The following is a 22,041-nucleotide window of genomic DNA, read 5'->3' as shown; positions in this document are numbered from 1 at the left end:
TATCATCCCGCGTTCGCCTGCTTTCGGGCGTCTCCTTGCCGTTCGCATTCGCGGGCGGCTTTCGTGACCCGGCCCATCGGTCAGTCAACCGCAAGGAGTGACAATGCGACACTACGAAATCGTATTCCTGGTCCACCCGGACCAGAGCGATCAGGTACCCGCCATGATCGAGCGTTACCGCAGCCTTATCGAGGGCAACAACGGTGCGATCCACCGCCTCGAGGACTGGGGGCGCCGTCAGCTCGCCTACCCGATCAACAAGCTGATCAAGGCGCACTACGTGCTCATGAACGTCGAGTGCACCTCCGAGGACCTGGACGAGCTCGTCTCGCTGTTCCGGTTCAACGACGCGGTGATCCGCCACATGACGCTGAGCCGTCAGGAGGCCGTCACCGAGCCGTCCCCGCTGGCCAAGAACCAGGAGGAGCGGCGCGAGGAGGAGCGCGGCGAGCGGGAGTCCGCCGACGCCTGAGCCGCGGCCCATGGCCGACAACCGTGTGTGCATCACCGGCCGCCTGGTCGATGCCGTCCAGCTGCGGTATTCGCCCGCCGGCGTCCCCATCGCGCGACTGCTCATCGAGCACGAATCGCGTCAGGTGGAGGCCGGGGTGGAGCGCCCGATCCGATTCCGGGTCGGCGTGCGCGCCGCCGGCGCGGTCCTGGCCCCGGAGGCCGGGGACTGGCCGCCGGGCACCGCGGTCACGGTGGAGGGATTCCTCGCCCGGGCGCGTCAGCGTGATGGCGACAGCCGTTTAATCATCAGCGCCGAGCGGATCAGCATTGCCGCCGGCGACGCAAACCATCGGGAGTGACGACGACATGGCACGTTTTTTCCGCCGCAGGAAGTACTGCCGCTTTACCGCCGAGGGCGTGAAGGAGATCGACTACAAGGATCTCAACACGCTGCGCAACTACATCACCGAGACCGGCAAGATCGTGCCGAGCCGCATCACCGGCACCAGCGCGCGTTACCAGCGCCAGCTCGCGCGGGCGATCAAGCGCGCCCGTTACCTCGCGCTGCTGCCGTACACCGACCGGCACTGACATGCGCTCACTGGCAGCGCTGGTCATGCGCGGCCGCATAGCGGCCATCGCCGTGACGGCGCTGACCGCCGTGGTGCCGCTGCTGCTGTGGATCAGCTCGGCAGTGGTGGCGCTGGTGACCCTGCGCCGCGGTGCCGGTGAGGGTGTTCTCACCGTTGCTGGTGCCACCGCGGTGCTGGCGGTACTCGCTCAGGCGAGTGTGGGCAGCCCGCTGCCGGCCCTGCAGCTGCCGCTGCAGGTCTGGCTGCCGATGGTGGCAGTGGCCGCCTGCCTCCGGGTGACGGTCTCACTGCCGCGGGCGCTGGAGGCGGCCGCGGCCCTGGCGGGCGTCGCGGTGATCCTCTTCCACCTGGTGGTGGGGGACGCCGGCGCCTACTGGCAGGGGATGCTGGAGCAGGCGGCAGGCCTGTTTGCGGACCCGGCCACCCGCGAGGCGCTGAACGCACAGGCGGGCCGGCTCGCGACGATGATGACGTCGCTGTGGTTCGGTAACCTGCTGCTGGTGGGTATTGCCAGCCTGCTGCTGGCGCGCTGGTGGCAGGCGCTGCTGTACAATCCCGGGGGGTTCGGCGCGGAGTTCCACGCCCTGCGTTTCTCCCGCGGGTTCACCTTCGCCTGCCTGGGCGTGCTCGTCGTCGGCTCTGTCGTCGGGGGCGGCGCGCTCTACGACGTGGCGCTGGTGGTGAGCACGGTGTTCGTCTTCCAGGCCCTGGCGGTTGCCCACGCGCTGGTCGGTGCGAAGGGGCTGAGCCGGGCCTGGCTGGTCGTGGTCTATGTGAGCCTCGCCCCGTTCGCGCGCATCTATGCCATCGCCGGCATGATGGACGTGTTCGTGGACGTGCGGCGCCGGGTCACGGAGTCCGCCTGAGACGGCGGGCGTGGATCGATTACTGGACTGGTTCTGGGGATTAGCAATGGAAGTCATTCTGCTTGAGAAGGTCGACAATCTCGGGGGGCTCGGCGACCGCGTTAAGGTGCGCGCGGGCTACGGGCGTAACTACCTGCTGCCGCAGGGCAAGGCGCGCATGGCCACCGAGGAGAACATCCGCTATTTCGAGGAGCGCCGCGCCGAGCTCGAGCGCCAGGCGGCGGAGCAGCTCGCCGCCGCGCAGCGCCGCGCGGAGCAGCTCGCGGGGCTGACGGTGACCATCACCGCCAAGGCCGGCGACGAGGGCAAGCTCTTCGGCTCCGTGGGCACCGCCGATATCGCCGATGCGGTGACCGCCGCCGGTGTCGAGGTGGAGCGCCAGGAGGTGCGTCTGCCCGAGGGGCCGCTGCGTGTGACCGGCGACTACGAGATCGAGCTGCACCTGCACTCGGACGTGGACGCCACCGTGACGGTCTCGGTCACCGCCGAGGAGTGACCGCACCGGCATGCCCGCCGGCCGGCGGGCATGCATCGCGGCCCCGCCTGGGGCCGTGCGGATGGGCAGCGGTGACCGTGGCGCCCTGCGGTGCCGCGGCCACCGGCAGTGAGCCGGCGCCCGGAGGCGGGCGCGGAGGTTGGAGATGGCCGACGCGCGTGCTGCGCTAACCGAGACGGAGGCGCTGAAGGTCCCGCCTCACTCCATCGAGGCCGAGCAGGCGGTGCTCGGCGGGCTGATGGTGGACAACGGTGCCTGGGACCAGGTCGCCGACCGGGTGTCCGAGGCGGATTTCTATCGCCGCGACCACCGGCTGATTTTCCGGGCCATGGAGACCCTGGCCGAGGGCGGCCAGCCCATGGACGCGGTGACCCTGTCCGAGTGGCTGAAGTCCAACGGCCAGCTCGAGGACGCCGGCGGCCTGCCGTATCTCGGTGCTCTCGCCAAGGATACCCCGAGCTCCGCGAACATCCGCGCCTACGCGGACATCGTCCGCGAGAAGTCCGTGCTGCGCCAGCTCATCGAGGCGGGCACGGAGGTCGCGAGTGCCGGCTACACGCCGGACGGCCGTGGCAGCGAGGAGCTGCTCGACTTCGCCGAGCGCACCATCTTCGAGATCGCCGAGCAGTCGCGCCGCGGTGGCCGCGGGTTCATCGGCGTGCGCGACATCCTGCCCAGCGTCGTCGACCGCATCGACACGCTCTTCCACCAGGACGGCGACGTCACCGGTCTGCCCACCGGCTTCAGCGACTTCGATCGAATGACCTCCGGGATGGAGGGCGGCGACATGGTGATCGTCGCGGCCCGCCCGTCCATGGGCAAGACCACCTTCGCCATGAACATCGCCGAGAACGTCGCCATGCACGACGGCACGCCGGTGGCGGTGTTCAGCATGGAGATGCCCGCGGACGCCCTGGCCATGCGCATGCTCTCCTCGCTCGGCCGGGTGGAGCTGCAGAAGATCCGCTCCGGGCGGCTGGAGGAGGACGACTGGCCGCGGCTGACCAGCACCATGAACCTGCTCTCGCAGGCGAAGCTGTTCATCGACGACACCCCCGGGCTCACGCCCACCGAGATGCGTGCCCGCGCACGCCGGCTCAAGCGTGAGCACGGCCTCGGGCTGATCCTCATCGACTACCTCCAGCTCATGCAGCTGCCGGGCTTCAAGGAGAACCGCGCCCAGGAGGTCTCGGAGATCTCGCGTTCGCTCAAGGCCATGGCGAAGGAGCTGGACGTGCCCGTGATCGCGCTCTCCCAGCTTAACCGTAGCCTGGAGCAGCGCCCGAACAAGCGCCCGGTGATGTCGGACCTGCGCGAATCCGGGGCGATCGAGCAGGACGCCGACGTGATCGTGTTCATCTACCGCGACGAGGTCTACAACGACGACAGCCCCGACAAGGGCACCGCGGAGATCATTATCGGCAAGCAGCGTAACGGCCCGGTGGGCACCATGCGCCTGACGTTCCTCGGGCAGTTCACGCGCTTCGAGAACTACATCGACGACGTTTACGGGAGCGAGGGCTGGACGTGAGCCGCGTGGCCCGGGCGACCATCCACACCGATGCGCTCGTGCACAACCTGGGCGTGGTGCGCGAGCGCGCGCCGGGGGCGCGGGCGATCGCCGTGCTCAAGGCGGATGCCTACGGCCACGGCCTGCGCCGCGCCGCCGCCGCGCTGGCAGGAGCGGACGCCTTCGCGGTGAGCTGCCTCGCCGAGGCGCTGCCCCTGCGCGAGGCCGGGCATGACCACCGCATCGTGCTGCTGGAGGGCTTCTTCGACGCCGACGAGATCGAAGACTTCGCCCACCAGCGGCTGGATGCGGTGATTCACGCCCCGTGGCAGGTCGAGTGCCTGGAGCGGGCCGCGCCGTCCCGGCCGCTGGATGTCTGGATCAAGGTGGACAGCGGCATGCACCGCCTGGGCTTCCGACCGGAGGAAACGGCGGCGGTTTACCGTCGCCTGCGCGACTGCCCCGCGGTGGGGGAGATCCGCTGGCTCACCCATCTCGCCTGTGCCGACGACCGCCGCGACGACACCACGCCGCGCCAGCTCGAGGCCTTTGCGCGGGCCCGCGAGGCGGGGCGGGGAGAGGCGTCCATCGCCAATTCCGCGGCGACCCTGGCCTGGCCGTCCGCCCATGCGGACTGGGTGCGTCCGGGCATCTGCCTGTACGGGGCGTCGCCGTTCATCGATGGCGGCGAGCGCCCGCCGCTGGTCCCGGCGATGACCCTGGAGGCGCGGCTGATCGCCGTGCACCGCCACCATCGCGGTGACCGGGTGGGCTATGGCGGGACCTTCACCTGCCCGGAGGACATGCCCGTGGGCGTGGTCTCCATCGGTTACGGCGACGGCTATCCGCGCCACGCGCCCAACGGTACCCCGGTGCTGGTGGACGGCCGCCGCGCGGCCCTGGCGGGGCGGGTGTCCATGGACATGCTCTGCGTGGACCTGCGCGGGCATCCCGGCGCCGCCGTCGGCGCGCCGGTGACCCTGTGGGGGCGGGGGCTGCCCGCGGAGGAGGTCGCCGGCCACTGCGGCACCATCGCCTACGAGCTGTTCTGCCGGCTGACCCCGCGCGTGACCTTCCGGGAGGAGTGACTGATGGCCAGGACGGCGAAGCCCCGGCGTCTGTACGTGTGCAGCGACTGCGGCGGTTCCTCGCCCAAGTGGGCGGGCCAGTGTCCCGAGTGCGGGGCCTGGAACACCCTGGAGGAGCAGATCGTCGAGGCCACGCCGGCCGCCGGCGGGCGGCCCCGGGGCCAGTACGCCGGCGACCGGGGGGTGCGCAGCCTTGCGGACGTGCCCTCCGACGAGGAGACCCGCTTCAGCGCCGGCATCGGCGAGCTGGACCGTGTCCTCGGCGGCGGACTGGTCCGCGGCGGGGTGGTGCTCCTCGGCGGTGATCCGGGCATCGGCAAGTCCACCCTGCTGCTGGAGATGGTGGCCCGGCTGCCCGCCGCGCACAGCGCGCTGTACGTCACCGGTGAGGAATCGCTGCGCCAAGTGGGCCTGCGCGCCAGCCGGCTGAACGTCGCCGCGGAGGGCCTGCGGCTGCTCGCCGAGACCTCGGTGGAGGCGGTGCTCGACGCCGCCGCCGCGGAACGTCCCGCCGTGATGGTCATCGACTCGATCCAGACCCTGCATACCGAGGGGCTGAGCTCGGCGCCGGGCTCGGTGGCCCAGGTGCGCGAGTGCACCGCCCAGCTCGTGCGCTACGCCAAGCAGACCGGCACGGCGCTGTTCCTGGTCGGCCACGTCACCAAGGACGGCCAGCTCGCCGGCCCGCGGGTTATGGAGCACATGGTCGACACGGTGCTGTATTTCGAGAGCGACGCCGGCAGCCGCTACCGCCTGCTGCGCGCGGTGAAGAACCGCTTCGGCGCCGCCAACGAGCTCGGAGTCTTCGCCATGCTCGACACCGGGCTGCACGAGGTGAAGAACCCCTCCGCGATCTTCCTCTCGCGCCACGAGCAGCCGGTGCCGGGCAGCGTGATCATGGTCACCCGCGAGGGCACGCGACCGCTGCTGGTGGAGGTCCAGGCGCTGGTCTCCGAGAGCCCGCTGGCGAATCCGCGCCGCGTGGCCCTCGGGCTGGACGGCAACCGCCTGGCCATGCTGCTGGCGGTGCTGCACCGCCACGGCGGCATCAGTACCGCGGGGGAGGACGTCTTCTTCAACGTGGTGGGCGGGGTGCGCGTCACCGAGACCGCCAGCGACCTGCCCAGCCTCGTGGCCGTGCTCTCCAGCCTGCGCGACCGCGCCGTGGGCCAGGAATGGGTGATGTTCGGCGAGGTCGGCCTGGCCGGCGAGATCCGGCCGGTACCGAACGGCCCGGAGCGCCTCGGCGAGGCCGCCAAACACGGCTTCCGGCGCGCGCTGGTGCCGGCCAAGAACCTGCCCCCCAAGGGCCAGCGTCCCGAGGGCCTGGAGATCATCCCCGTCAGCCGTCTCGACGAGGCGCTGGAAGCGGTTTTCTAGCTGAACCCCCCGATTCATAAGGCCCCGGGGCGTGGCCGCAGGCTGCCCAGGGTGGAATGCCACAGCCGGTTGGCTGAGTCCCCGGGCACGTCGCCGCCTTCCATGCGAATCAGAATGAATGGGTGGCCGGGGTCCGATACCTGTCCCTGTGCGACGAAGTTGTAGTCCCGCCCTGATGAAAACCGTGTGTTCGTTCATCCGGCACGAATCAGAAGGCGTTGGGGCGGGGCTGGAACGTGCGGGTGACGGCATCCCAGAGGCCCGCAGCCTCGGCGTCTGTCAGTGAAGCCTGGTCGATTCTCGGGTGCGTCCCGTCAGTGACGAACTCCCCCGTGCGAAGGGTGATGTCGACGTAAGGGGTTTCGGGGGAGCCGATCCTGCTGTTGGCCTCGATATTGAAATAATGCCCTCGCACGTCCTCGTCGGTGGTGCCGGTTGTCAGGACCTCCTCGGCCTGCTTGATGCCCTGGAGATCGACCTTGCCGTCACGGAGCATGGAGTGGTTCGGGTCTCTGGACAGGAGCGCTATTACCCCCGGTTTTCGCTCCAGCAGCGTGGTCTCTGCCGCGATCGTGGTGTTGGTATAGATGTTGAGATAGATGTCTTCATGGACGTTATCGACGAAGGTCATCCCGATGGATTCCTCCCGATAGGGCAGGGCGGCGCCGGGGATCGTCTCATCCGCCCCGCCGGCGAGGAATCCGTGCCCGAAGCACAGGCCGGGGCGTTCGGGTATCTCGTCGCTCTCGCGCGGGTGCAGGCGCTGCAGCAGGTGCTGCACCTGCTTGAGGCGCTCGGATTTGTTGGACGACATATAGGCGCGGTCCGCCTTGTAGCGCTCGTCGGTCAGGTCCGTTGCCTTGAGCTCGACGGAGAACATCGTGAACCCCTCGAATTTGTATCCCTCCAGGACCCTCAGTGCATCGGTAGCTCCGGGGCTTTCATTTCTGTCGAAAATAATGAATCCCGCGCTGCTCTCAATTACCCTTTTGAGGTAAGGGGAATAAACTTCACTGTCCGGTTTTTTCGCTTCCAGGGTGTTTTTCCGTTTCCCGATGAACCGGTCATACATCTGCCGGCTCATCGGCCGGGCGCTGATTTTCGCGTCGTTCACCGTCAGGCTGCTCGAGCTCAATGCCATGCGCTCGGGCATCTGCAGCTGAAAGCGCCCCACGCACACGGGGCGCATGGTCTGGGTGTAGCCCTCGAGCGTCTGTCGTTCCTGCTCGTTCATCGTCGGTATGCCTCGTTCGTATGCCCCGTAGCCCAATACCAGCAGCGCTATGGCCACGCCGATACCGGCTAAGACCCACAGCCGCGCTGTCTTCATGGCTTCACCCCGTGGTCGTGGGCGACTGCTATTGTGGTGGGCGTGGTTGGCATATCCCTCGGAACGGCTCAGAAGGCGTTGGGGCGGGGGTGGAACGTGCGGGTGACGGCATCCCAGAGGCCCGCGGCCTCGGCGTCTGTCAGTGAAGCCTGGTCGATTCGCGGGTGCGTCCCGTCAGTGACGAACTCCCCCGTGCGAAGGGTGATATCGACGTAAGGGGTTTCGGGGGAGCCGATCCTGCTGTTGGCCTCGATGTTGAAATAATGTCCGCGAACGTCCTCGTCGGTGGTGCCGGTTGTCAGGACCTCCTCGGCCTGCTTTATGCCCTCGAGATCGACCTTACCGTCGCGGAGCATCGAGTGGTTCGGGTCTCTGGACAGGAGCGCTATTACCCCCGGTTTGCGCTCCAGCAGCGTGGTCTCTGCCGCGATCGTGGTGTTGGTATAGATGTTGAGATAGATGTCTTCATGGACGTTATCGACGAAGGTCATCCCGATGGATTCCTCCCGATACGGTAGGGCGGCGCCGGGGATCGTCTCGTCCGCGCCGCCGGCGAGGAATCCGTGGCCGAAGCACAGGCCGGGGCGTTCGGGTATCTCGTCGCTCTCGCGCGGGTGCAGGCGCTGCAGCAGGTGCTGCACCTGCTTGAGGCGCTCGGACTTGTTGGTTGTCAGGTACGCGCGGTCCGCCTTGTAGCGCTCGTCGGTCAGGTCCGTTGCCTTGAGCTCGACGGAGAACATCGTGAACCCCTCGAATTTGTATCCCTCCAGGGTTCTCGATGAGTCATAGGCGCTACGGCTTTCGTTTCTGTCGAAGATGACGAGTCCGGAGTCAGTCTTGATCACGTTCTTGAGATAAGGGGCATCGTCCTTGTTGACGGTCTCCTGATTCTCGAACGTGTTTCTCCGTTTCTCGATGAACCGGTCATACATCTGCCGGCTCATCGGCCGGGCGCTGATTTGCGCCTCGTTCACCGTCAGGCTGCTCGAGCTCAAAGGCATGCGCTCGGGCATCTGTAGCTGAAAGCGCCCCACGCACACGGGGCGCATGGTCTGGGTGTAGCCCTCGAGCGTGCGTCGTTCCTGCTCGTTCATCGTCGGTACGCCTCGTTCGTATGCCCCGTAGCCCAATACCAGCAGCGCTATGGCCACGCCGATACCGGCCCGGATCCAGAGTTGTCGGGTCCTCTTCATGGTGTCGTCCTGTGGCGATGAGCTACTGCCACTGTTGCGCCATCTCCAGGATGGCGCCGAGCACGAACCAGCGGGCCTCGGCGTTGTCGTAGGCGGACTGGTGCTCGGTGGCAACGGCCAGGGTGCGCCGGGCATGCTCGGCACCGGCGCGGCTCGAGCGGCTCGGCACCGTCCCGTCGCCGGGGTCTTCGGGCTCGCCGATCTCGTAGCGGTAAACACGCTCGTGACCGTGACGGTCGGTTTCCATGGCCAGGCGATACTGGTTGTAGTGGGGGCGCGACTGTGCCGCCTTCCAGAGATGGCGGCTATATTCCGATTCCCTTCCCCGCCATATCACGGCGCCATAACTCATGTGATCCGGGCTGTCGGAGTAGAAGAGATAGGTATTGGGATTGAATCGGTTGGCCATGTTTTTGTGAAAACTCTTCACTTTGTCTTTCATTGTCTTTACGTATTTATCCCATTCCCTCTGGATTTTCTTCTCCCTGTCAGGGGCATGACTCCCTGTCAGCTCCGGATTGGCCAGCGCCGGCTCCAGCATGCCCCACCACTGTTCGCGTTCCAGGTAGATCGCCGTGTAGGGGTCGTCCCCTTCGGGCAGCGACCGGATCGCCCGGCCGTTGCGGCGGATCTGCAGCCAGTGCCGGCCATAGGCCGGGGTGGGGACCAGCTGCAGCGGGCCCGGGGCGCTACCGAGCACGGCCGTGGTCTCGCGCGCCGTCGCGCCCATGATGTGACTGGTGAAGAAACCGCCCTCGGTGCCGCACTTCATGCGCCGGTAGAAGACCGGCGCCCCGTTGGTGGGCATCACCCCGTGCACCACGCCCAGCATGCTGGCGTTGCCGCCGTCGACTTCCGAGTAGTAACGGGCGACCAGTCCGCCCATGGAGTGGGTGAGCAGGATGACCCTGTCGCAGCACATCCCGGCCCGGCGGTAGCCGTCGATAATGGCGTCCACCCGCTGTGCCAGCGCATCGGCCGAGTCGGCGTTGGATTGCAGCCAGTTGTAGCCGCAGGCGTGCACCGGGAAGTGGTAACGCGTGAGTGTCTTCAGCCACCCGTTGACCGTCGCGTCGAAGTCTTCCGGCAGGGAGTTGTCGTCTTGGACCAGCCCCACCAGCTGGGTGATGGGGATCGAGTCGGCCGCCGATATGTCATCGGGCAGGTTCAACCAGTTCTCCAGCCAGACGAGGAACTCCCCGTAGACCATGCTGCCGAGCTCGCCCCAGCCGCGCGCCTTCATCAGCGCTTCGTTCGGGATCGTCTCGCCCTCGGCGGTTTTCCAGCTGCGACTCAGCCCGTGAGGGATAGCCCCCTCGGGGTCGACCTCGGTTTCGTCCGGGTTCAGGATCTCCTTGCGTGCTTCGGGGCTTTTCCAAAGCCACCCCAACAGGCTCCAAACACTATCTACGCGCCACTTTTCCTTATTCGACGTATTCTTCAGATTGCTCCCCATCACCCCCGGCACGAAGACGACGGGGAGCACCCAGTCGCGGCAGCGCACGCGCGTGACGTGCTTTTCTTCGCTGGGGTGGTGGCAGCTGTGTGCCGTGTCGAAGATGTCGTAGATGTCGTACTCGTCGCTCATCCCTGTCCCCGTCGGAGCCGTATGCTCATGCCGTCGATGAATTCGCTTTTCCGGATGCCGGTGTACCCCTCGGCGTCGGTAATGCCCGTGGTGATGATTTCCTTCCCCTGGCGCAGTTCGAAGTACCGATGGGCGATCGGTGTGCCATCCGTGTCGACGGCCTGATACGTCTCGCTGAAGCTCGATTCGGGGAACTGGTTGAAGCGGTGGGTCATGCTCACGGGGCCGCCGAACTGCTTCTTCGCGCCCTTGACGTTGACGGCCTTGGGGGCGTGGATCTCGATGTTGCCGTCGGCGAGGCGGATGTAGGCGTCACCGCTGGTGAGCAGGATCTCCTTCTTGCCGGCGAGGATGACCGCATCGTCCGTGGACGACAGCCGCATCGCCCGGCGTGACTGCAGCTCCATCTCGTCGTCCTGGGCCTGGATGTCGACACGCCCGCCGGCGGCGATGAGCTTCATGCCGGCGCGATGCACGAACAGCGAGAGCCTGTCGGCGATGCTGGCGAGAAGGCTGCGGCCGGCGGCAATGTTGACGTCCTCGCCGGTGGAGACGGTGAGGTGTTCGCCGCTGTGCAGGTGGGTGCTCTCGGGCGTGGCCGTGGCGATGCCGTCGGGGGCCGCCATGAGGATGAGCGCGTCCTCGAGGCCGGGGACCTCGCCCTGTCCGCCGTTGCGGATCGCGTGGTCGGTGTCGCCGCCGCCGTCCGCGAACCGGCGTGCGCCGGTGCCGTCGATGGTGGTGGCGTTGCCGTAGGTGTGCTCGCTGTTGCGGTTGAAGCGCTCGAGCGGCTCGACCCCGCCCAAGGCCTCGGCGCGGTGGCGCTTGGCGGTCTGTGAGAGCGTGCGGCTGAGCTCGTGGCCCTCACGGAGCTGGCGCCACGCCTCGCCGGCGTCGAGCTGGCTGCCGGTGCCGCCGGGGCGGCCCCAGCTGGAGAGGTAGAGCCCATTGCGGGCGCGGATCGCGCCGTAGGCGTCGGTGCGCAGCTCGAAGCCGGTTCCCCGCCGGGCGCCGCGGGTGTTGCCCTGCTGGTCGATGAGATAGCCGAGGTTGAGTTCGGTGGTGGACTCGCTGCTGGCGAGCTGGGTGCGGAGCTGGCCAGTGGCGTCGTCCATCACCAGCTGGTTATGGCCGCGCCCGCCGATCTCCTTGCTCCTGAGCCCGCTCATCAGTCCGGTGGAGTGCCACTGGGGGTAGTGGCCGCCGTAGAGCTGGCCGAGAACGACGGGGCGGTCCACGTGGTTGTCCATGAAGCCCACCAGCACCTCTTCGCCCGCCCGCGGGACGTTGACCGTGCCCCAGTCCGGGCCGCTGCTGTTGTGCATGACGCGCAGCCAGCACGAGCTCAGCCGCTCGTCGCTGGCGAGGCGGTCCCAGTTGAAGCGGACGTGGATGCGGTTGAGGCGGTCGGTGTAGACCTCGTGTCCGGGCGGGGTGACGACCACCGCGGTCTGTATGCCGACCTCCGGGCGGCGGTGCTGCTCGGGGCTGCGATAGGGCAGGTCGCGGCGCTGGCATTCAAGGCGGTTGAGGAAGAAGCCGTAGGTGCGCGAGCGCTCGCGCTCATCGGCGGCCTCCGCCGGGGCATCCATGACACGGTCGCGGAAGGCGCGGATCAGCGGGCCGAGGCTGCCGGGGCGGTCGCGGCGCTCGAAGGCGATCGGCAGGTTGCTCTCGGCGAATAGCTCGACATCGATGACGATGAACTGCCGTGCGTTCTCGCCCCGGCGCTCGACGAGGGGATGGTCGCGGAGCTCGAACCACTCGCCGGCCTTGAGGCGGCGTACGCCGCTGACGGCGTGGATGCGCCGGGCTGCGGACTCCTGCGCCTCCATGCGCCCGCGCAGCAGCCGTGCGCCGTCGCCTGTCGTGTTCCAGGCGTACTGGCCGCGCCAGGCGTAGCGTTCGAGTCCGTCCAGGGTGGTGGCGTCCGGCGTCGTGGGTACGCCGGCCTCGAGCGGGCGGGTATGCGCGCGGTAATCGCGGCTGACGTAGTGCGTGCGCTGGCTGTGCAGTGTGTGATTCGGGCGCCATTGCAGGACGCTGTCTTCGTGCTGGGTGGCCGCCTGGGTGTGGAAACGGATGGCCGTCGGTTCGCTCGCCGGCAGGGTGTCGACGTCATCGGTGAACACGATCGTGTGCCGGTCGGGCTCGTGCAGCGTGTACCAGTACAGCCCTTCCTGTTCGAGCCAGCGCTGAACGAAGTTGCTGTCCGGCTCGTTGATCTGGACGACGTAGCTCAGCGCCGGGTAGTCGCGGCGCAGATCGAATCGGTAGCGCCCGGCGGCCTCGGGATAGTGGCTGAACACGTCGGTAAGGACGTCGATGATGCTGCGATCCATCCAGATGCGGCAGTCCTCGCGATAGGCCAGCAGCGCGAACCAGGGGACGAAGACCAGCTGCCAGTCGTGCAGACCGCCGTCGGCGCCGAGGTAGGTCAGTGATTCCACCAGGCCGTGGCGACAGGTTTCGCTGCCGTCCTCCAGGCGGATGGCGAGCGTGACGGGCTTGCCGATCAGCGCCTGGGGGTCGATGTCGGCATCGAGGCTGATCGTGTCGACGCGCCAGGCGGGGATGCGGCCGAGTCGCTCGTGGCCATGAAAGCGGTGGGCGAGCAGGCGGTCCTTGCCCAGGGGGGTGGTCAGGCGCAGCAGACGCTCCCGCTGGGTCATCTCGGCCCAGTCGCGGAGCGGGTCGAGCAGGCGCTTGCCGGTGTCGTCGCTCATGAGGGGGCTCCCGTCGTCCGTGTGCTGGGAGGTAAAGACCTGCCGCCGCGCTCCGGCGGCGGGTTGGTGGCGGTTTCCGCACAGGCCAGGGGCATGGCCACAGTGGTGTCGTCGCCGCGGCAGTCCAGGACCAGAGTGTTCCCCGCCCGCTGCTCCGCCAGCCTCAGGGCGACGGCGAGCTGATAGGGGGTGGTATCGGTGTCCATCGATCCGCACAGGCCCTGTAGGGACCACACGTCGGTATCCCAGTGCAGATGGGGGAAATCGCGCTGCAGCAGTGCCGTGAGCTGATCGAGCCGGTTGCCGCCGGTGACGCCGGCCCAGACCAGTGCGCCGATGGCCTGTCGGGCGTCGTCCTGCGGGATGGCCGTGGCGACGGCGCGTTCAAGCAGGGCGGGGTCGTCCCGCCGTGTCAGGTGTCTTGGGGGGTGTTCGTGGCGCCCGGGCAGGGAGAGCCGGCAGTGCGCGGTATGCGGTGTGTTCGCGCCGGGAGCGTGCTCCTTCGTCGGCCGCCTCAGCCACAGTGACGCGAGGGCCTCGCCGTTCGGGTGGCCCGTCCGGATGGGGCGGAGTCCGAGCGGTGTGACGGCGATGAACTGATAGCACTCGATCGTTCCCTCGGAGGCGGCGAGGGTCTCACGCAACCACTGATCGAAGGTCAGGGCGGTGACGTGCATCCCGTGCCTGGGCTGCAGTCGGGCCGGCCAGAGCGCGAGCACGGTATCCAGCCATGCCTGCGGATCGGTGCCGGCGGGGTGCTGCAGCACGATCTGGCCTTCCCCCCATGCCTGACGGTCCCCCCGCGCGAGGAGTCCGGGCAGGGCGTATTCGAGGAGCTGCCGGGCCCTTGCGCCGGGGGCGAGCTCGGCCGGACGGCCGGTCCCGATTCGGTACACGCCCATGAACTCGTCGGCGGCGTTGCGCACGCGCTCGTCGAACGTGTAGTCACAGCCGGCCGGGGCCGGCATCCCGGGCACCAGTTCATCGGTATCGCCAAAACCGCCCAGCAGCCAGGCGTGTGCCACGGCCATGGACTGGGTGTCGAAGTGCCGCGGTGCCGGCGGCGCCTTGTCCTGCCGGGCCGCCGTTCTCTTCTGCAGGCGGTCGTAGATGGAGGGGCGCCGGTACCCGGACATCAGAGCGTCCCCGTGTCTGCGACGGAGGCGATGAGCGTCGCGCCGCAGGCGCACTTGTCGCCCTCTCTGGCGAGGGGGCGGCCGTCGACGAGGGCCGTGGGGTCGCCGGTCACGATCACCGACGGGGTGTGGCCGTCCCTGGGGCAGCTCACGCGGTCGCCGACCCGCGCGACCCGACGTTCCCGAACGAAAGTGCTGTCCGCGCCCTCCAGCACGATGCCGCCGTGGGAGGTGCGGTCTCCCATCAGGATGACCGGCCTCATCGGTGCCGTTCCCCGCGACGTGCGCGTGCTGTCGGCGTGTCCGCGGCCGGGGGCGATGACGGCCGGCCGGAGGGAGCGGTCGCACGACCGGCGATGGCGGAGGCAGTGGACGGGGAGGTCCCCGGTGAGGACGTGCCGGCCTGTACGCGTAGGGGGGACGCGCGGTACGGCGATGCAAAGGCGATGCCTGTCATGAGCACCTTCCGTGGTCTCCAGGTCAATGACAGAGGGTTTTTGCCCGCCTCCCTGGCGGGCATGCGGCCGGTGGGTATCTCCGACCGGCGTTCGCCGCTATCTAGGCCTAAAAGAGAAGGGATGTCAACGGCGGGCGGCGGTCACTGAGACGTCGGTCGCGGTCGAGCGTGGGAAGCGTGGTGGCTGACTTCAGCGGGTGGTGACACGGCGGAATCGGGGCCTTGCGGCGGTGCGTGATATCCCCCGGGTACGCCGTTCGTGCAGCGCTCCCATCGTGGTCTCGGGGGCCGTGTCGTGCGGCGTGCTGTGAGGGCCGGATGACGGCAGGCTCAGTCCGTGCGGTCGCCGAGCCCGGCGAGGGCCTCCAGCTCGCGCTCCAGCAGCTCGGGGTCGCCGAGGTTGAGCTCCACCAGGCGGCGGAGGTGGCCGGCGCTCTCTACCGGCAGGTCGTCGCAGCGCAGGCCGACGAAGCCCGCCTCACGGTGCATGGGCGTGACGTGCATGCGGATGACCACCTCGTCGCCGAGGGGGATCGTGAGGGTGGCGGGGGTATCCGCGATGGCCGCCTCGGCCTCGGGTCGGACCAGGGCGCCGTGCAGGCTGATGTCGATCACCCGCACGGGGATGCCGGCGCCGTCCGCCTCGAGCCGGGCCGGCTGATCCATGTCGATGCGGCTGAAGCGCCGGCGCTCGTCGCTGTCGCTCATGCTCCCCTCTCCGTGTTCCGGCTGCCTGCCGCCAGCGTAGTCCTTCCCGGACGTCGCGCACAGTCCCGGCGGCGGTTCACGGGCCGTCCGGGGCATGGCCGCCCAGGCGGGCGGTGATCTCACGGGCGGTGCGCGAGACCGCCGCGCCGAGCTCGTGCATGAGGCTGTCGGTGATCCGCGCCCTCGGGCCGGAGACCGAGATTGCCGCGAGTGCCGCGCCGGTCTCGTCGTGCAGGGTCGCGGCGACGCAGCGCAGGCCGATGGCGTGTTCCTCGTAGTCGCAGGCGTAGCCGCGCTCGCGGATCTCGGCGAGGTTGGCGTGCAGCCGCGCCGGGGTGTCCAGGGTGTTCTCGGTGACCCGCGAGAGCCCCCGGCGCTGGAGGATACGCTCCACCTCCGCCTCGGTCATGCCGGCGAGCAGCGCCTTGCCCACGCCGGAGGCATGCAGCGGTGCGCGGCTGCCGAGCCTGACGATCATGCGCATCATCTCCTGGGACTCGACCTGGGCGAGGAACACGGCGTAGCCCTCGTCCTGCACGGCGAGGTTGGCGGTCTCGCCGGTCTCCTCCATGAGCCGGTGGAGGTACGGGCGGGCGACGGCGACGTAGTCGCGGGCGCTGATGAAGCCGTTGCCGACGATGAAGGCGCGCACGCCCACGTGCCACAGCCCGAGCTCCTCGTCCTGCTGGACGAACTGCATCTGCTCCAGGGTGTGGAGCAGGCGGTGGGTGGTGGAGGGCGCCAGCCCGGCCATCTGCGAGACCTCGGAGAGCGTCAGCCCGTGGCCGGCGCCGGAGAGGGCTTCGAGGATGCTCAGGCCGCGGGTCAGGGACTGGCTCTGTGCGGCGCTTCGCCCGCTGGTGCGTGGCCGGCCGGTGGATCGTGTTTGTCGTTCCGCCAACGTCGTTCCCCGTGGAAGGATTTTCCACAATTGTATGCCATCGGGATGGCGGTGTGGGAGGCGGCGGCCGCCCCGGCGGGGGCGGCCGCACAGCGGTCAGCGGCGATGGTAGATCGCGCCGCCCTGTTCGCGGAAGGTCTGCGCCTTCTCGGCGAGCCCCGTCTCCAGGGCGCTGTCGGCGTCCAGGCCGCGCTCGCGGGCGAACGCCTGGACCTCCTGGGAGATGGCCATGGAGCAGAACTTCGGCCCGCACATGGAGCAGAAGTGGGCGACCTTGTGCGCCTGCTTGGGCAGGGTGGCGTCATGGAACTCCCGGGCGCGCTCCGGATCCAGCCCGAGGTTGAACTGGTCGTCCCAGCGGAACTCGAACCGTGCCTTGGACAGGGCGTTGTCGCGGATCTGTGCCGCCGGATGGCCCTTGGCGAGGTCCGCGGCATGGGCGGCGATGCGGTAGGTGACGATGCCCTCGCGGACGTCGTGCTTGTCCGGCAGCCCCAGGTGCTCCTTGGGGGTGACGTAGCAGAGCATCGCGGTGCCTTCCCAGGCGATGTTGGCCGCCCCGAGCGCGGAGGTGATGTGGTCGTAGCCGGGGGCAATGTCCGTGGCCAGCGGCCCCAGGGTGTAGAACGGCGCCTCGTGGCAGTGGCGCAGCTGCTCGCCCATGTTCTCGCGGATGCGGTGCAGCGGCACGTGACCCGGACCCTCGATCATCACCTGGGCATCGTGGCGCCAGGCGACGTCGGTGAGCTCGCCCAGGGTGCGCAGCTCCGCCATCTGGGCGTCGTCGTTGGCGTCGGCGATGGAGCCGGGGCGCAGGCCGTCGCCCAGTGAGAAGGCCACGTCGTAGGCCTTCATGATCTCGCAGATCTCCTCGAAGCGTTCGTAGAGGAAGGACTCCCGGTGGTGGGCCAGGCACCACTTGGCCATGATCGAGCCGCCGCGGGAGACGATGCCCGTGAGCCGGTCCACGGTCAGGGGGACGAAGGGCAGGCGCACGCCGGCGTGGATGGTGAAGTAGTCCACGCCCTGCTCGGCCTGCTCGATGAGGGTGTCCCGGAAGATCTCCCAGGTCAGGGCCTCGGCCTCGCCGTCGACCTTCTCCAGGGCCTGGTAGATGGGTACCGTGCCGACAGGCACCGGCGAGTTGCGGATCACCCACTCCCGCGTCTCGTGGATGTCCCGGCCGGTGGACAGGTCCATGATCGTGTCCGCCCCCCAGCGGGTGGCCCAGACCATCTTCTCCACCTCCTCGCCGATGGAGGAGGTCACCGCCGAGTTGCCCATGTTGGCGTTGACCTTCACCCTGAAGTTGCGGCCGATGATCATGGGCTCGCTCTCCGGGTGGTTGATGTTCGCCGGGATGATGGCCCGGCCCCGGGCCACCTCGTCGCGCACGAACTCCGGCGTGATGGTCTCCGGCAGGCTCGCGCCCCGGGGCTCGCCCGGGTGGCGGCGGCCCAGGGCGGGATCGTCGCGACTGGCCTCCAGGCGCTGGTTCTCGCGCACGGCGACGAATTCCATCTCCGGGGTGACGATGCCCCGCCGTGCGTAGTGCATCTGGGTGACGTTGGCGCCGCTGCGCGCCCGCCGCGGGGTACGTTCCGCGGGGAAGCGCCAGGTCGTCGTGCCGGCGTCGGCACGCCGCTCGCGGCCGTAGCGCGAGCTCAGATCGTCGAGGCGCTCGCTGTCGCCGCGCTCGGCGATCCAGTCCGCGCGTAGCGGTGCCAGACCCGCGCACAGGTCGATGGCGGCGGCCGGGTCGGTGTACGGGCCGGAGGTGTCGTAGACCGCCAGCGGCGGGTTGGGTTCGGGCCCGTTGCGGGTGGGCGTGTCCGCCTGCACGATCTCGCGCATGGGCACGCGCACGTCCGCACGGCGACCGCTGACGTGGATGCGCCGGGACCCCGGGAACGGCCGGGTCACGGCCTCGCCGAGGGCGGCCGCGGTGCCGCGGATATCGGTATCGGTGTCGTTCATGATGTGTCGCCTCTGCTCGCAGATAGTGAAAAGGCGACGAAAAGGGGGGAGGGAAGGTTGCACGTCCGCGATGACGGCGGACGCCGGCCGGTGGCCGGTGATGTGCAAAGCTCCCTGCGCCGGTACGAACCGGATCAGGTTCCAAGGGACTCTCTCAGCCCGGCATGCGTCGTCGCACCCGGGCACCCCCGCTTCTTCGTCCAGTAACGTCCCCGGCGCGGCCGGGGACTGTCACCGAGACTAGAACCGGCGTGTCTGCCGGTCAAATGCGGGTTTGATCTGGATCAATGCCCCTGTCGCCCCGTTGCGATGTGATCGTCCGGTCATGTTTTGAACGAGCGGAGGCAGTCATGGCCGTAGTCACGAACCAGTCCTGGGATCACCTCGAGTGCCCGGCATGTGCGGCGTGGCAGGTGGTGCCCCGTGGCGCGGCGGTGTCGCTGGAATGCCGCTGCGGCCGGCCGGATCCGGCGGCGCATCTGCGCCGGCCCGCGACCGGCTACGAGGTAATGCTTGCGAGTCAGCGCCGGTCGCTGTTGACCGTCCACGAGCCCGTGCCCGCGGGCGAGGGCCTGCGCGAGGCGGCCTGACCCGTTACCCGGTCCGGCGGGACCCTGCGCTACACTGGCGGTCCATTGCGGACCGCCGGTGAGTTCCCATGCCCCGTTTCGCCGCCAATCTGTCGATGCTGTTCACGGAGCGCCCATTCCCGGCGCGTTTCGAGGCTGCCGCCGCCGCGGGGTTCCGTGGTGTCGAGTGCCATTTCCCCTACGACTATCCGGCGCCGGTGCTCGCCGGCGCCCTGGCGGACAGCGGTCTGAGCCAGGTGCTGTTCAATCTGCCCGCCGGGGACTGGGCCGCCGGCGAGCGCGGGATCGCCTGCCATCCGGACCGCCGGGATGAGTTCCGGGCCGGCGTGGATACCGCGATCCACTACGCTCGCGCGCTGGCGTGCCCGCGGGTGAACTGCCTCGCCGGGCGGCTCCCCGGGGACGTCTCTGCGGAGTGCGCGCGGGAGTGCCTGGTCGACAACCTGCGCTATGCCGCGCCGAGGCTTGCCGACGCCGGCGTGCAGCTGCTCGTCGAGCCGATCAACACCCGCGACGTGCCGGGCTTCTTCCTCTGCCGCTCCGACCAGGCCCTCGGAGTGATGGACGATGCCGGCGTCGCCAATCTCGCGTTGCAGTACGACGTCTACCACATGCAGGTGATGGAGGGGGACCTGGTGCGGCATATCGAGTCCGCGTTCTCCCGCATCGGCCACGTCCAGGTCGCGGACAACCCGGGCCGCCACGAGCCGGGCACCGGGGAGATACATTACCCCTTCGTGTTCGAGCGACTGGACGCGCTCGGCTACGACGGCTGGGTCAGCGCCGAGTACGTGCCCCGCAGCGGTACCGCGGCCGGACTCGGCTGGCTGATGCCCTACCTCCGGGGGTAGGGCGGCGGGTCAGCGCCGGAGGATCTCGGCGAGGTCCACCGGGCGCTCCTCGTCGCTGAGCGCGAGCCGGGATTCCAGGGTGGAGAGGTGCTGGCGCACCAGCGTGGCCGCCTCGTCGCCGCGGCCCTCGGCCAGGCAGCGCACCAGCTCCTGGTGGTCGTCACCGAGGTAGCAGGCGCTCATCCCGGGGGCCTTGTACAGCGCGATCACGATCGAGGTGCGGATCACCAGCTCCCGGAGCATGCGGCCGAGCACCTCGTTAGGCGCGTTGTCCGCCAGGCACAGGTGGAAGGCCATGGAGTGGTGGACCCGGTCCTCCTGGCGGTCGCCGGTGTGGGCGGCGTGCTCGTCGCGGATGATCCGCTCGAGCCGCTCACGGGCATTGCCGCTGAGGCGGCCGGCGAGCTGGCGGGCCACCTCGCCCTCGACCAGCCGCCGGGCGTCGAAGATCTGCCGGGTCTCCTCGACGCTCGGGTGGGCGACCAGCGCCATCTGGTTGGGGCGGCGTACGATGATCTGGTCGGCCGTCAGGCGCGAGAGGGCCTTGCGGACCACCGAGCGGCTGACGCCGAAGAGCTCGCCGAGGGTGATCTCGGGCAGTCGTGTACCCGGTGGCAGCCGCTGGGTCAGCACCGCCTCGTAGATGGCGTCGTAGATGGCGTCGTCGGATGCGCGACGCCCGCGTCCGGGCGTTTCGAGGCCCGCCTGCTCCAGCGGTCGTGGCTCGCGTTGCTGCGCCATGGTCTCCTGCCGCGTCGGGATGTTTAGGGGTTACGGATACCGCTCGAATGTATCGGTTACCCCCGGGCCTCGCAAACGGTGGCGGCGCTCACGCGTGCGCCGCGATCCGCCGGGCGATGTCGTTGTGCCGGCGAACCAGTGCCGGGAGATCCACGTCCGTGAGCGCACCGTCGCGGCCCCGGAGCCGACCGTTGATCAGGCTGAGTGCGACCTGCGGCGGGCGGCAGAACACGAGCGCGGCGAGCGGGTCGTGGACCGCGCCGCCGGCGAGCGGCAGGGTGTCGAGTCGGTAGCCGACGATATCCGCGGCCATGCCGGGGGCAAGGCGGCCGATGTCATTGCGGCCGAGCACTGCGGCGCCGCCGCGGGTGGCGAGGCTCAGTGCCTCCACGGCGCCCATGGCGTCGGGACCGTCCACGAGGCGGTGCAGCAGCATCGTCTGCCGTGCCTCGCCGAGCATGTCCGAGCCGTCGTTCGATGCGGAGCCGTCCACCCCCAGACCGACACGGGCCCCGGCCCGGCGGAGGGCGCGCACCGGGGCGGCGCCCGAGCCCAGGCGCATGTTGGAGCTCGGGCAGTGCGCCACGCCGCAGCGGTGTGCGCCGAGGCGCCGGACCTCGTCGTCTTCCGGGTGCACCATGTGGGCGAACCAGACGTCCTCGCCGCACCAGCCCAGGTCCTCGGCGTATTCCACCGGGGTGCGGCCGAAGCGCTCGAGGCAGTAGGCCGTCTCGTCGCGGGTCTCGGCGAGGTGGGTGTGGCAGTGCACGCCGTAGTGCCGGGCCATCTCCAGGCTCTCGCGCATCAGCGTCTGCGATACGGAGAAGGGCGAGCACGGTGCCAGGGCGATGCGGGTCATCGCATAGTCCGCGTCGTCGTGATGGGTCTCGATCACCCGCTGGCTGTCGGCGAGGATCGCGGCCTCGGACTCGACCACCGAGTCCGGCGGCAGGCCGCCGTCCGATTCGCCCACCGACATGGACCCGCGCCCGGCATGGAAGCGCAGGCCCATCTCTCGCGCGGCGTGGACCTGGTCGTCCAGGCGGGCGCCGTTGGGCCAGAGATAGGTGTGGTCGGCGGCGGTGGTGCAGCCGGAGAGCATGAGCTCGGCCGCCGCGATCCGCGTGCTCACGTCCATCGCCTCCGGATCCAGGCGTGCCCACACCGGGTAGTGGCTCACGAGCCAGTTGAACAGCCCCGCGTCCTGCCCCGCCGGCAGGTTCCGGGTCAGGGTCTGGTAGAAGTGGTGATGGGTGTTCACCAGCCCGGGGATGAGGATGTGCCCGCGGGCGTCGATCACCCGGTCGGCATCGGTGCCGATGCGCGCCGCGGGTCCCACCGCGGCGATGCGGTTGTCCTCGATACGGATGCTGGCGTCGTGGAGCACGCCGCCGTCGTCGCCTTCCATGGTCGCGACGGCCGCGGCGTTGTCGAGGATCAGGCTCGTCATGCCGCTG

General features: G+C 69.1%; 21 protein-coding genes and 1 riboswitch. Of the genes, 10 read left to right on the top strand and 11 right to left on the bottom strand.

The window, feature by feature from the left end:
- The first annotated feature begins 103 nt into the window (after window positions 1-103).
- The 8 genes from rpsF (at window position 104) to radA (ending at window position 6,386) form a co-directional block, all read left to right on the top strand.
- Window positions 104-472 (top strand): 30S ribosomal protein S6, encoded by a 369-nt coding sequence (gene rpsF, locus ACEZHJ_RS15480; RefSeq protein ID WP_018717224.1) that lies wholly within the window; start codon window positions 104-106, stop codon window positions 470-472.
- Between the two features lie 10 nt (window positions 473-482).
- Window positions 483-812: a primosomal replication protein N gene (gene priB / locus ACEZHJ_RS15475; protein ID WP_018717225.1), complete on the top strand. Its 330-nt coding sequence runs from the start codon at window positions 483-485 to the stop codon at window positions 810-812.
- A gap of 7 nt (window positions 813-819) precedes the next feature.
- Window positions 820-1,044, top strand: a complete 225-nt coding sequence (rpsR, locus tag ACEZHJ_RS15470) for a 30S ribosomal protein S18 (RefSeq protein ID WP_018717226.1) — start codon at window positions 820-822, stop codon at window positions 1,042-1,044.
- Between the two features lies 1 nt (window position 1,045).
- Entirely contained in the window at window positions 1,046-1,912 is an 867-nt protein-coding gene (locus tag ACEZHJ_RS15465; RefSeq protein ID WP_018717227.1) for a hypothetical protein, read from the top strand.
- Between the two features lie 46 nt (window positions 1,913-1,958).
- On the top strand, window positions 1,959-2,408 hold the full coding sequence (gene rplI / locus ACEZHJ_RS15460) for a 50S ribosomal protein L9 (RefSeq protein WP_018717228.1): 450 nt from the start codon (window positions 1,959-1,961) through the stop codon (window positions 2,406-2,408).
- 145 nt (window positions 2,409-2,553) lie between these two features.
- A complete protein-coding gene (gene dnaB / locus ACEZHJ_RS15455) occupies window positions 2,554-3,939 on the top strand; it encodes a replicative DNA helicase (protein WP_018717229.1) in 1,386 nt (461 codons plus the stop codon).
- The gene (alr, locus tag ACEZHJ_RS15450) at window positions 3,936-5,006 is read left to right on the top strand and encodes an alanine racemase (RefSeq protein WP_163139146.1); all 1,071 of its coding nucleotides are present in this window, start codon (window positions 3,936-3,938) and stop codon (window positions 5,004-5,006) included. Before dnaB ends, alr begins: the two co-directional genes overlap by 4 nt.
- Window positions 5,007-5,009: 3 nt before the next feature.
- Entirely contained in the window at window positions 5,010-6,386 is a 1,377-nt protein-coding gene (radA, locus tag ACEZHJ_RS15445) for a DNA repair protein RadA (protein WP_018717231.1), read from the top strand.
- A 208-nt stretch (window positions 6,387-6,594) separates the two neighbouring features.
- On the opposite strand, the gene ACEZHJ_RS15440 is transcribed toward radA, so the two are convergent.
- The 9 genes from ACEZHJ_RS15440 to thiC form a co-directional block, all read right to left on the bottom strand.
- Complete coding sequence (locus ACEZHJ_RS15440) at window positions 6,595-7,716, bottom strand: T6SS immunity protein Tli4 family protein (RefSeq protein WP_163139145.1); 1,122 nt, start codon at window positions 7,714-7,716, stop codon at window positions 6,595-6,597.
- 68 nt (window positions 7,717-7,784) lie between these two features.
- A complete protein-coding gene (locus tag ACEZHJ_RS15435; RefSeq protein ID WP_375036674.1) occupies window positions 7,785-8,909 on the bottom strand; it encodes a T6SS immunity protein Tli4 family protein in 1,125 nt (374 codons plus the stop codon).
- 22 nt (window positions 8,910-8,931) lie between these two features.
- On the bottom strand, window positions 8,932-10,497 hold the full coding sequence (locus ACEZHJ_RS15430; protein WP_375036673.1) for an esterase/lipase family protein: 1,566 nt from the start codon (window positions 10,495-10,497) through the stop codon (window positions 8,932-8,934).
- Entirely contained in the window at window positions 10,494-13,223 is a 2,730-nt protein-coding gene (locus ACEZHJ_RS15425; protein WP_163138781.1) for a type VI secretion system Vgr family protein, read from the bottom strand. Before ACEZHJ_RS15425 ends, ACEZHJ_RS15430 begins: the two co-directional genes overlap by 4 nt.
- A complete protein-coding gene (locus tag ACEZHJ_RS15420; RefSeq protein ID WP_163138780.1) occupies window positions 13,220-14,359 on the bottom strand; it encodes a hypothetical protein in 1,140 nt (379 codons plus the stop codon). Before ACEZHJ_RS15420 ends, ACEZHJ_RS15425 begins: the two co-directional genes overlap by 4 nt.
- Complete coding sequence (locus ACEZHJ_RS15415; RefSeq protein ID WP_018717236.1) at window positions 14,359-14,622, bottom strand: PAAR domain-containing protein; 264 nt, start codon at window positions 14,620-14,622, stop codon at window positions 14,359-14,361. The genes ACEZHJ_RS15420 and ACEZHJ_RS15415 overlap by 1 nt, the downstream gene beginning before the upstream one ends.
- Window positions 14,623-15,146: 524 nt before the next feature.
- Window positions 15,147-15,524: a PilZ domain-containing protein gene (locus ACEZHJ_RS15410; protein WP_163138779.1), complete on the bottom strand. Its 378-nt coding sequence runs from the start codon at window positions 15,522-15,524 to the stop codon at window positions 15,147-15,149.
- A gap of 76 nt (window positions 15,525-15,600) precedes the next feature.
- Entirely contained in the window at window positions 15,601-16,425 is an 825-nt protein-coding gene (locus tag ACEZHJ_RS15405) for an IclR family transcriptional regulator (RefSeq protein ID WP_018717238.1), read from the bottom strand.
- A 96-nt stretch (window positions 16,426-16,521) separates the two neighbouring features.
- Window positions 16,522-18,402, bottom strand: coding sequence for a phosphomethylpyrimidine synthase ThiC (thiC, locus tag ACEZHJ_RS15400; RefSeq protein ID WP_163138778.1), 1,881 nt, complete (start codon window positions 18,400-18,402; stop codon window positions 16,522-16,524).
- A 94-nt stretch (window positions 18,403-18,496) separates the two neighbouring features.
- Window positions 18,497-18,602: riboswitch (TPP riboswitch) on the bottom strand.
- 150 nt (window positions 18,603-18,752) lie between these two features.
- On the opposite strand from thiC, the gene ACEZHJ_RS15395 reads away from it, so the two are divergent.
- Complete coding sequence (locus ACEZHJ_RS15395; RefSeq protein WP_018717240.1) at window positions 18,753-18,992, top strand: hypothetical protein; 240 nt, start codon at window positions 18,753-18,755, stop codon at window positions 18,990-18,992.
- Window positions 18,993-19,060: 68 nt separating this feature from the next.
- Window positions 19,061-19,843 (top strand): hydroxypyruvate isomerase, encoded by a 783-nt coding sequence (gene hyi / locus ACEZHJ_RS15390; RefSeq protein ID WP_018717241.1) that lies wholly within the window; start codon window positions 19,061-19,063, stop codon window positions 19,841-19,843.
- A gap of 9 nt (window positions 19,844-19,852) precedes the next feature.
- On the opposite strand, the gene ACEZHJ_RS15385 is transcribed toward hyi, so the two are convergent.
- Together ACEZHJ_RS15385 and ACEZHJ_RS15380 are read right to left on the bottom strand one after the other, a co-directional pair.
- The gene (locus ACEZHJ_RS15385; protein ID WP_163138777.1) at window positions 19,853-20,584 is read right to left on the bottom strand and encodes a GntR family transcriptional regulator; all 732 of its coding nucleotides are present in this window, start codon (window positions 20,582-20,584) and stop codon (window positions 19,853-19,855) included.
- 88 nt (window positions 20,585-20,672) lie between these two features.
- Complete coding sequence (locus ACEZHJ_RS15380) at window positions 20,673-22,034, bottom strand: 8-oxoguanine deaminase (protein ID WP_163138776.1); 1,362 nt, start codon at window positions 22,032-22,034, stop codon at window positions 20,673-20,675.
- Window positions 22,035-22,041: the final 7 nt, after the last annotated feature.

The organism is Arhodomonas sp. KWT2, from assembly GCF_041949875.1.
GTDB lineage: Bacteria > Pseudomonadota > Gammaproteobacteria > Nitrococcales > Nitrococcaceae > Arhodomonas > Arhodomonas aquaeolei.
Note: the sequence above shows the minus strand (reverse complement) of the source record. Positions and strands in the feature narration are given on the sequence as shown.

Excerpts from the sequence above, each read along its gene's own strand:
- rpsF (WP_018717224.1), top strand. The coding sequence starts at position 104 with ATGCGACACTACGAAATCGTATTCCTGGTCCACCCGGACCAGAGCGAT.
- priB (WP_018717225.1), top strand. The coding sequence starts at position 483 with ATGGCCGACAACCGTGTGTGCATCACCGGCCGCCTGGTCGATGCCGTC.
- rpsR (WP_018717226.1), top strand. The coding sequence starts at position 820 with ATGGCACGTTTTTTCCGCCGCAGGAAGTACTGCCGCTTTACCGCCGAG.
- ACEZHJ_RS15465 (WP_018717227.1), top strand. The coding sequence starts at position 1,046 with ATGCGCTCACTGGCAGCGCTGGTCATGCGCGGCCGCATAGCGGCCATC.
- rplI (WP_018717228.1), top strand. The coding sequence starts at position 1,959 with ATGGAAGTCATTCTGCTTGAGAAGGTCGACAATCTCGGGGGGCTCGGC.
- dnaB (WP_018717229.1), top strand. The coding sequence starts at position 2,554 with ATGGCCGACGCGCGTGCTGCGCTAACCGAGACGGAGGCGCTGAAGGTC.
- radA (WP_018717231.1), top strand. The coding sequence starts at position 5,010 with ATGGCCAGGACGGCGAAGCCCCGGCGTCTGTACGTGTGCAGCGACTGC.
- ACEZHJ_RS15440 (WP_163139145.1), bottom strand. The coding sequence starts at position 7,716 with ATGAAGACAGCGCGGCTGTGGGTCTTAGCCGGTATCGGCGTGGCCATA.
- ACEZHJ_RS15435 (WP_375036674.1), bottom strand. The coding sequence starts at position 8,909 with ATGAAGAGGACCCGACAACTCTGGATCCGGGCCGGTATCGGCGTGGCC.
- ACEZHJ_RS15430 (WP_375036673.1), bottom strand. The coding sequence starts at position 10,497 with ATGAGCGACGAGTACGACATCTACGACATCTTCGACACGGCACACAGC.
- ACEZHJ_RS15425 (WP_163138781.1), bottom strand. The coding sequence starts at position 13,223 with ATGAGCGACGACACCGGCAAGCGCCTGCTCGACCCGCTCCGCGACTGG.
- ACEZHJ_RS15420 (WP_163138780.1), bottom strand. The coding sequence starts at position 14,359 with ATGTCCGGGTACCGGCGCCCCTCCATCTACGACCGCCTGCAGAAGAGA.
- ACEZHJ_RS15415 (WP_018717236.1), bottom strand. The coding sequence starts at position 14,622 with ATGAGGCCGGTCATCCTGATGGGAGACCGCACCTCCCACGGCGGCATC.
- ACEZHJ_RS15410 (WP_163138779.1), bottom strand. The coding sequence starts at position 15,524 with ATGAGCGACAGCGACGAGCGCCGGCGCTTCAGCCGCATCGACATGGAT.
- thiC (WP_163138778.1), bottom strand. The coding sequence starts at position 18,402 with ATGAACGACACCGATACCGATATCCGCGGCACCGCGGCCGCCCTCGGC.
- ACEZHJ_RS15395 (WP_018717240.1), top strand. The coding sequence starts at position 18,753 with ATGGCCGTAGTCACGAACCAGTCCTGGGATCACCTCGAGTGCCCGGCA.
- hyi (WP_018717241.1), top strand. The coding sequence starts at position 19,061 with ATGCCCCGTTTCGCCGCCAATCTGTCGATGCTGTTCACGGAGCGCCCA.
- ACEZHJ_RS15385 (WP_163138777.1), bottom strand. The coding sequence starts at position 20,584 with ATGGCGCAGCAACGCGAGCCACGACCGCTGGAGCAGGCGGGCCTCGAA.
- ACEZHJ_RS15380 (WP_163138776.1), bottom strand. The coding sequence starts at position 22,034 with ATGACGAGCCTGATCCTCGACAACGCCGCGGCCGTCGCGACCATGGAA.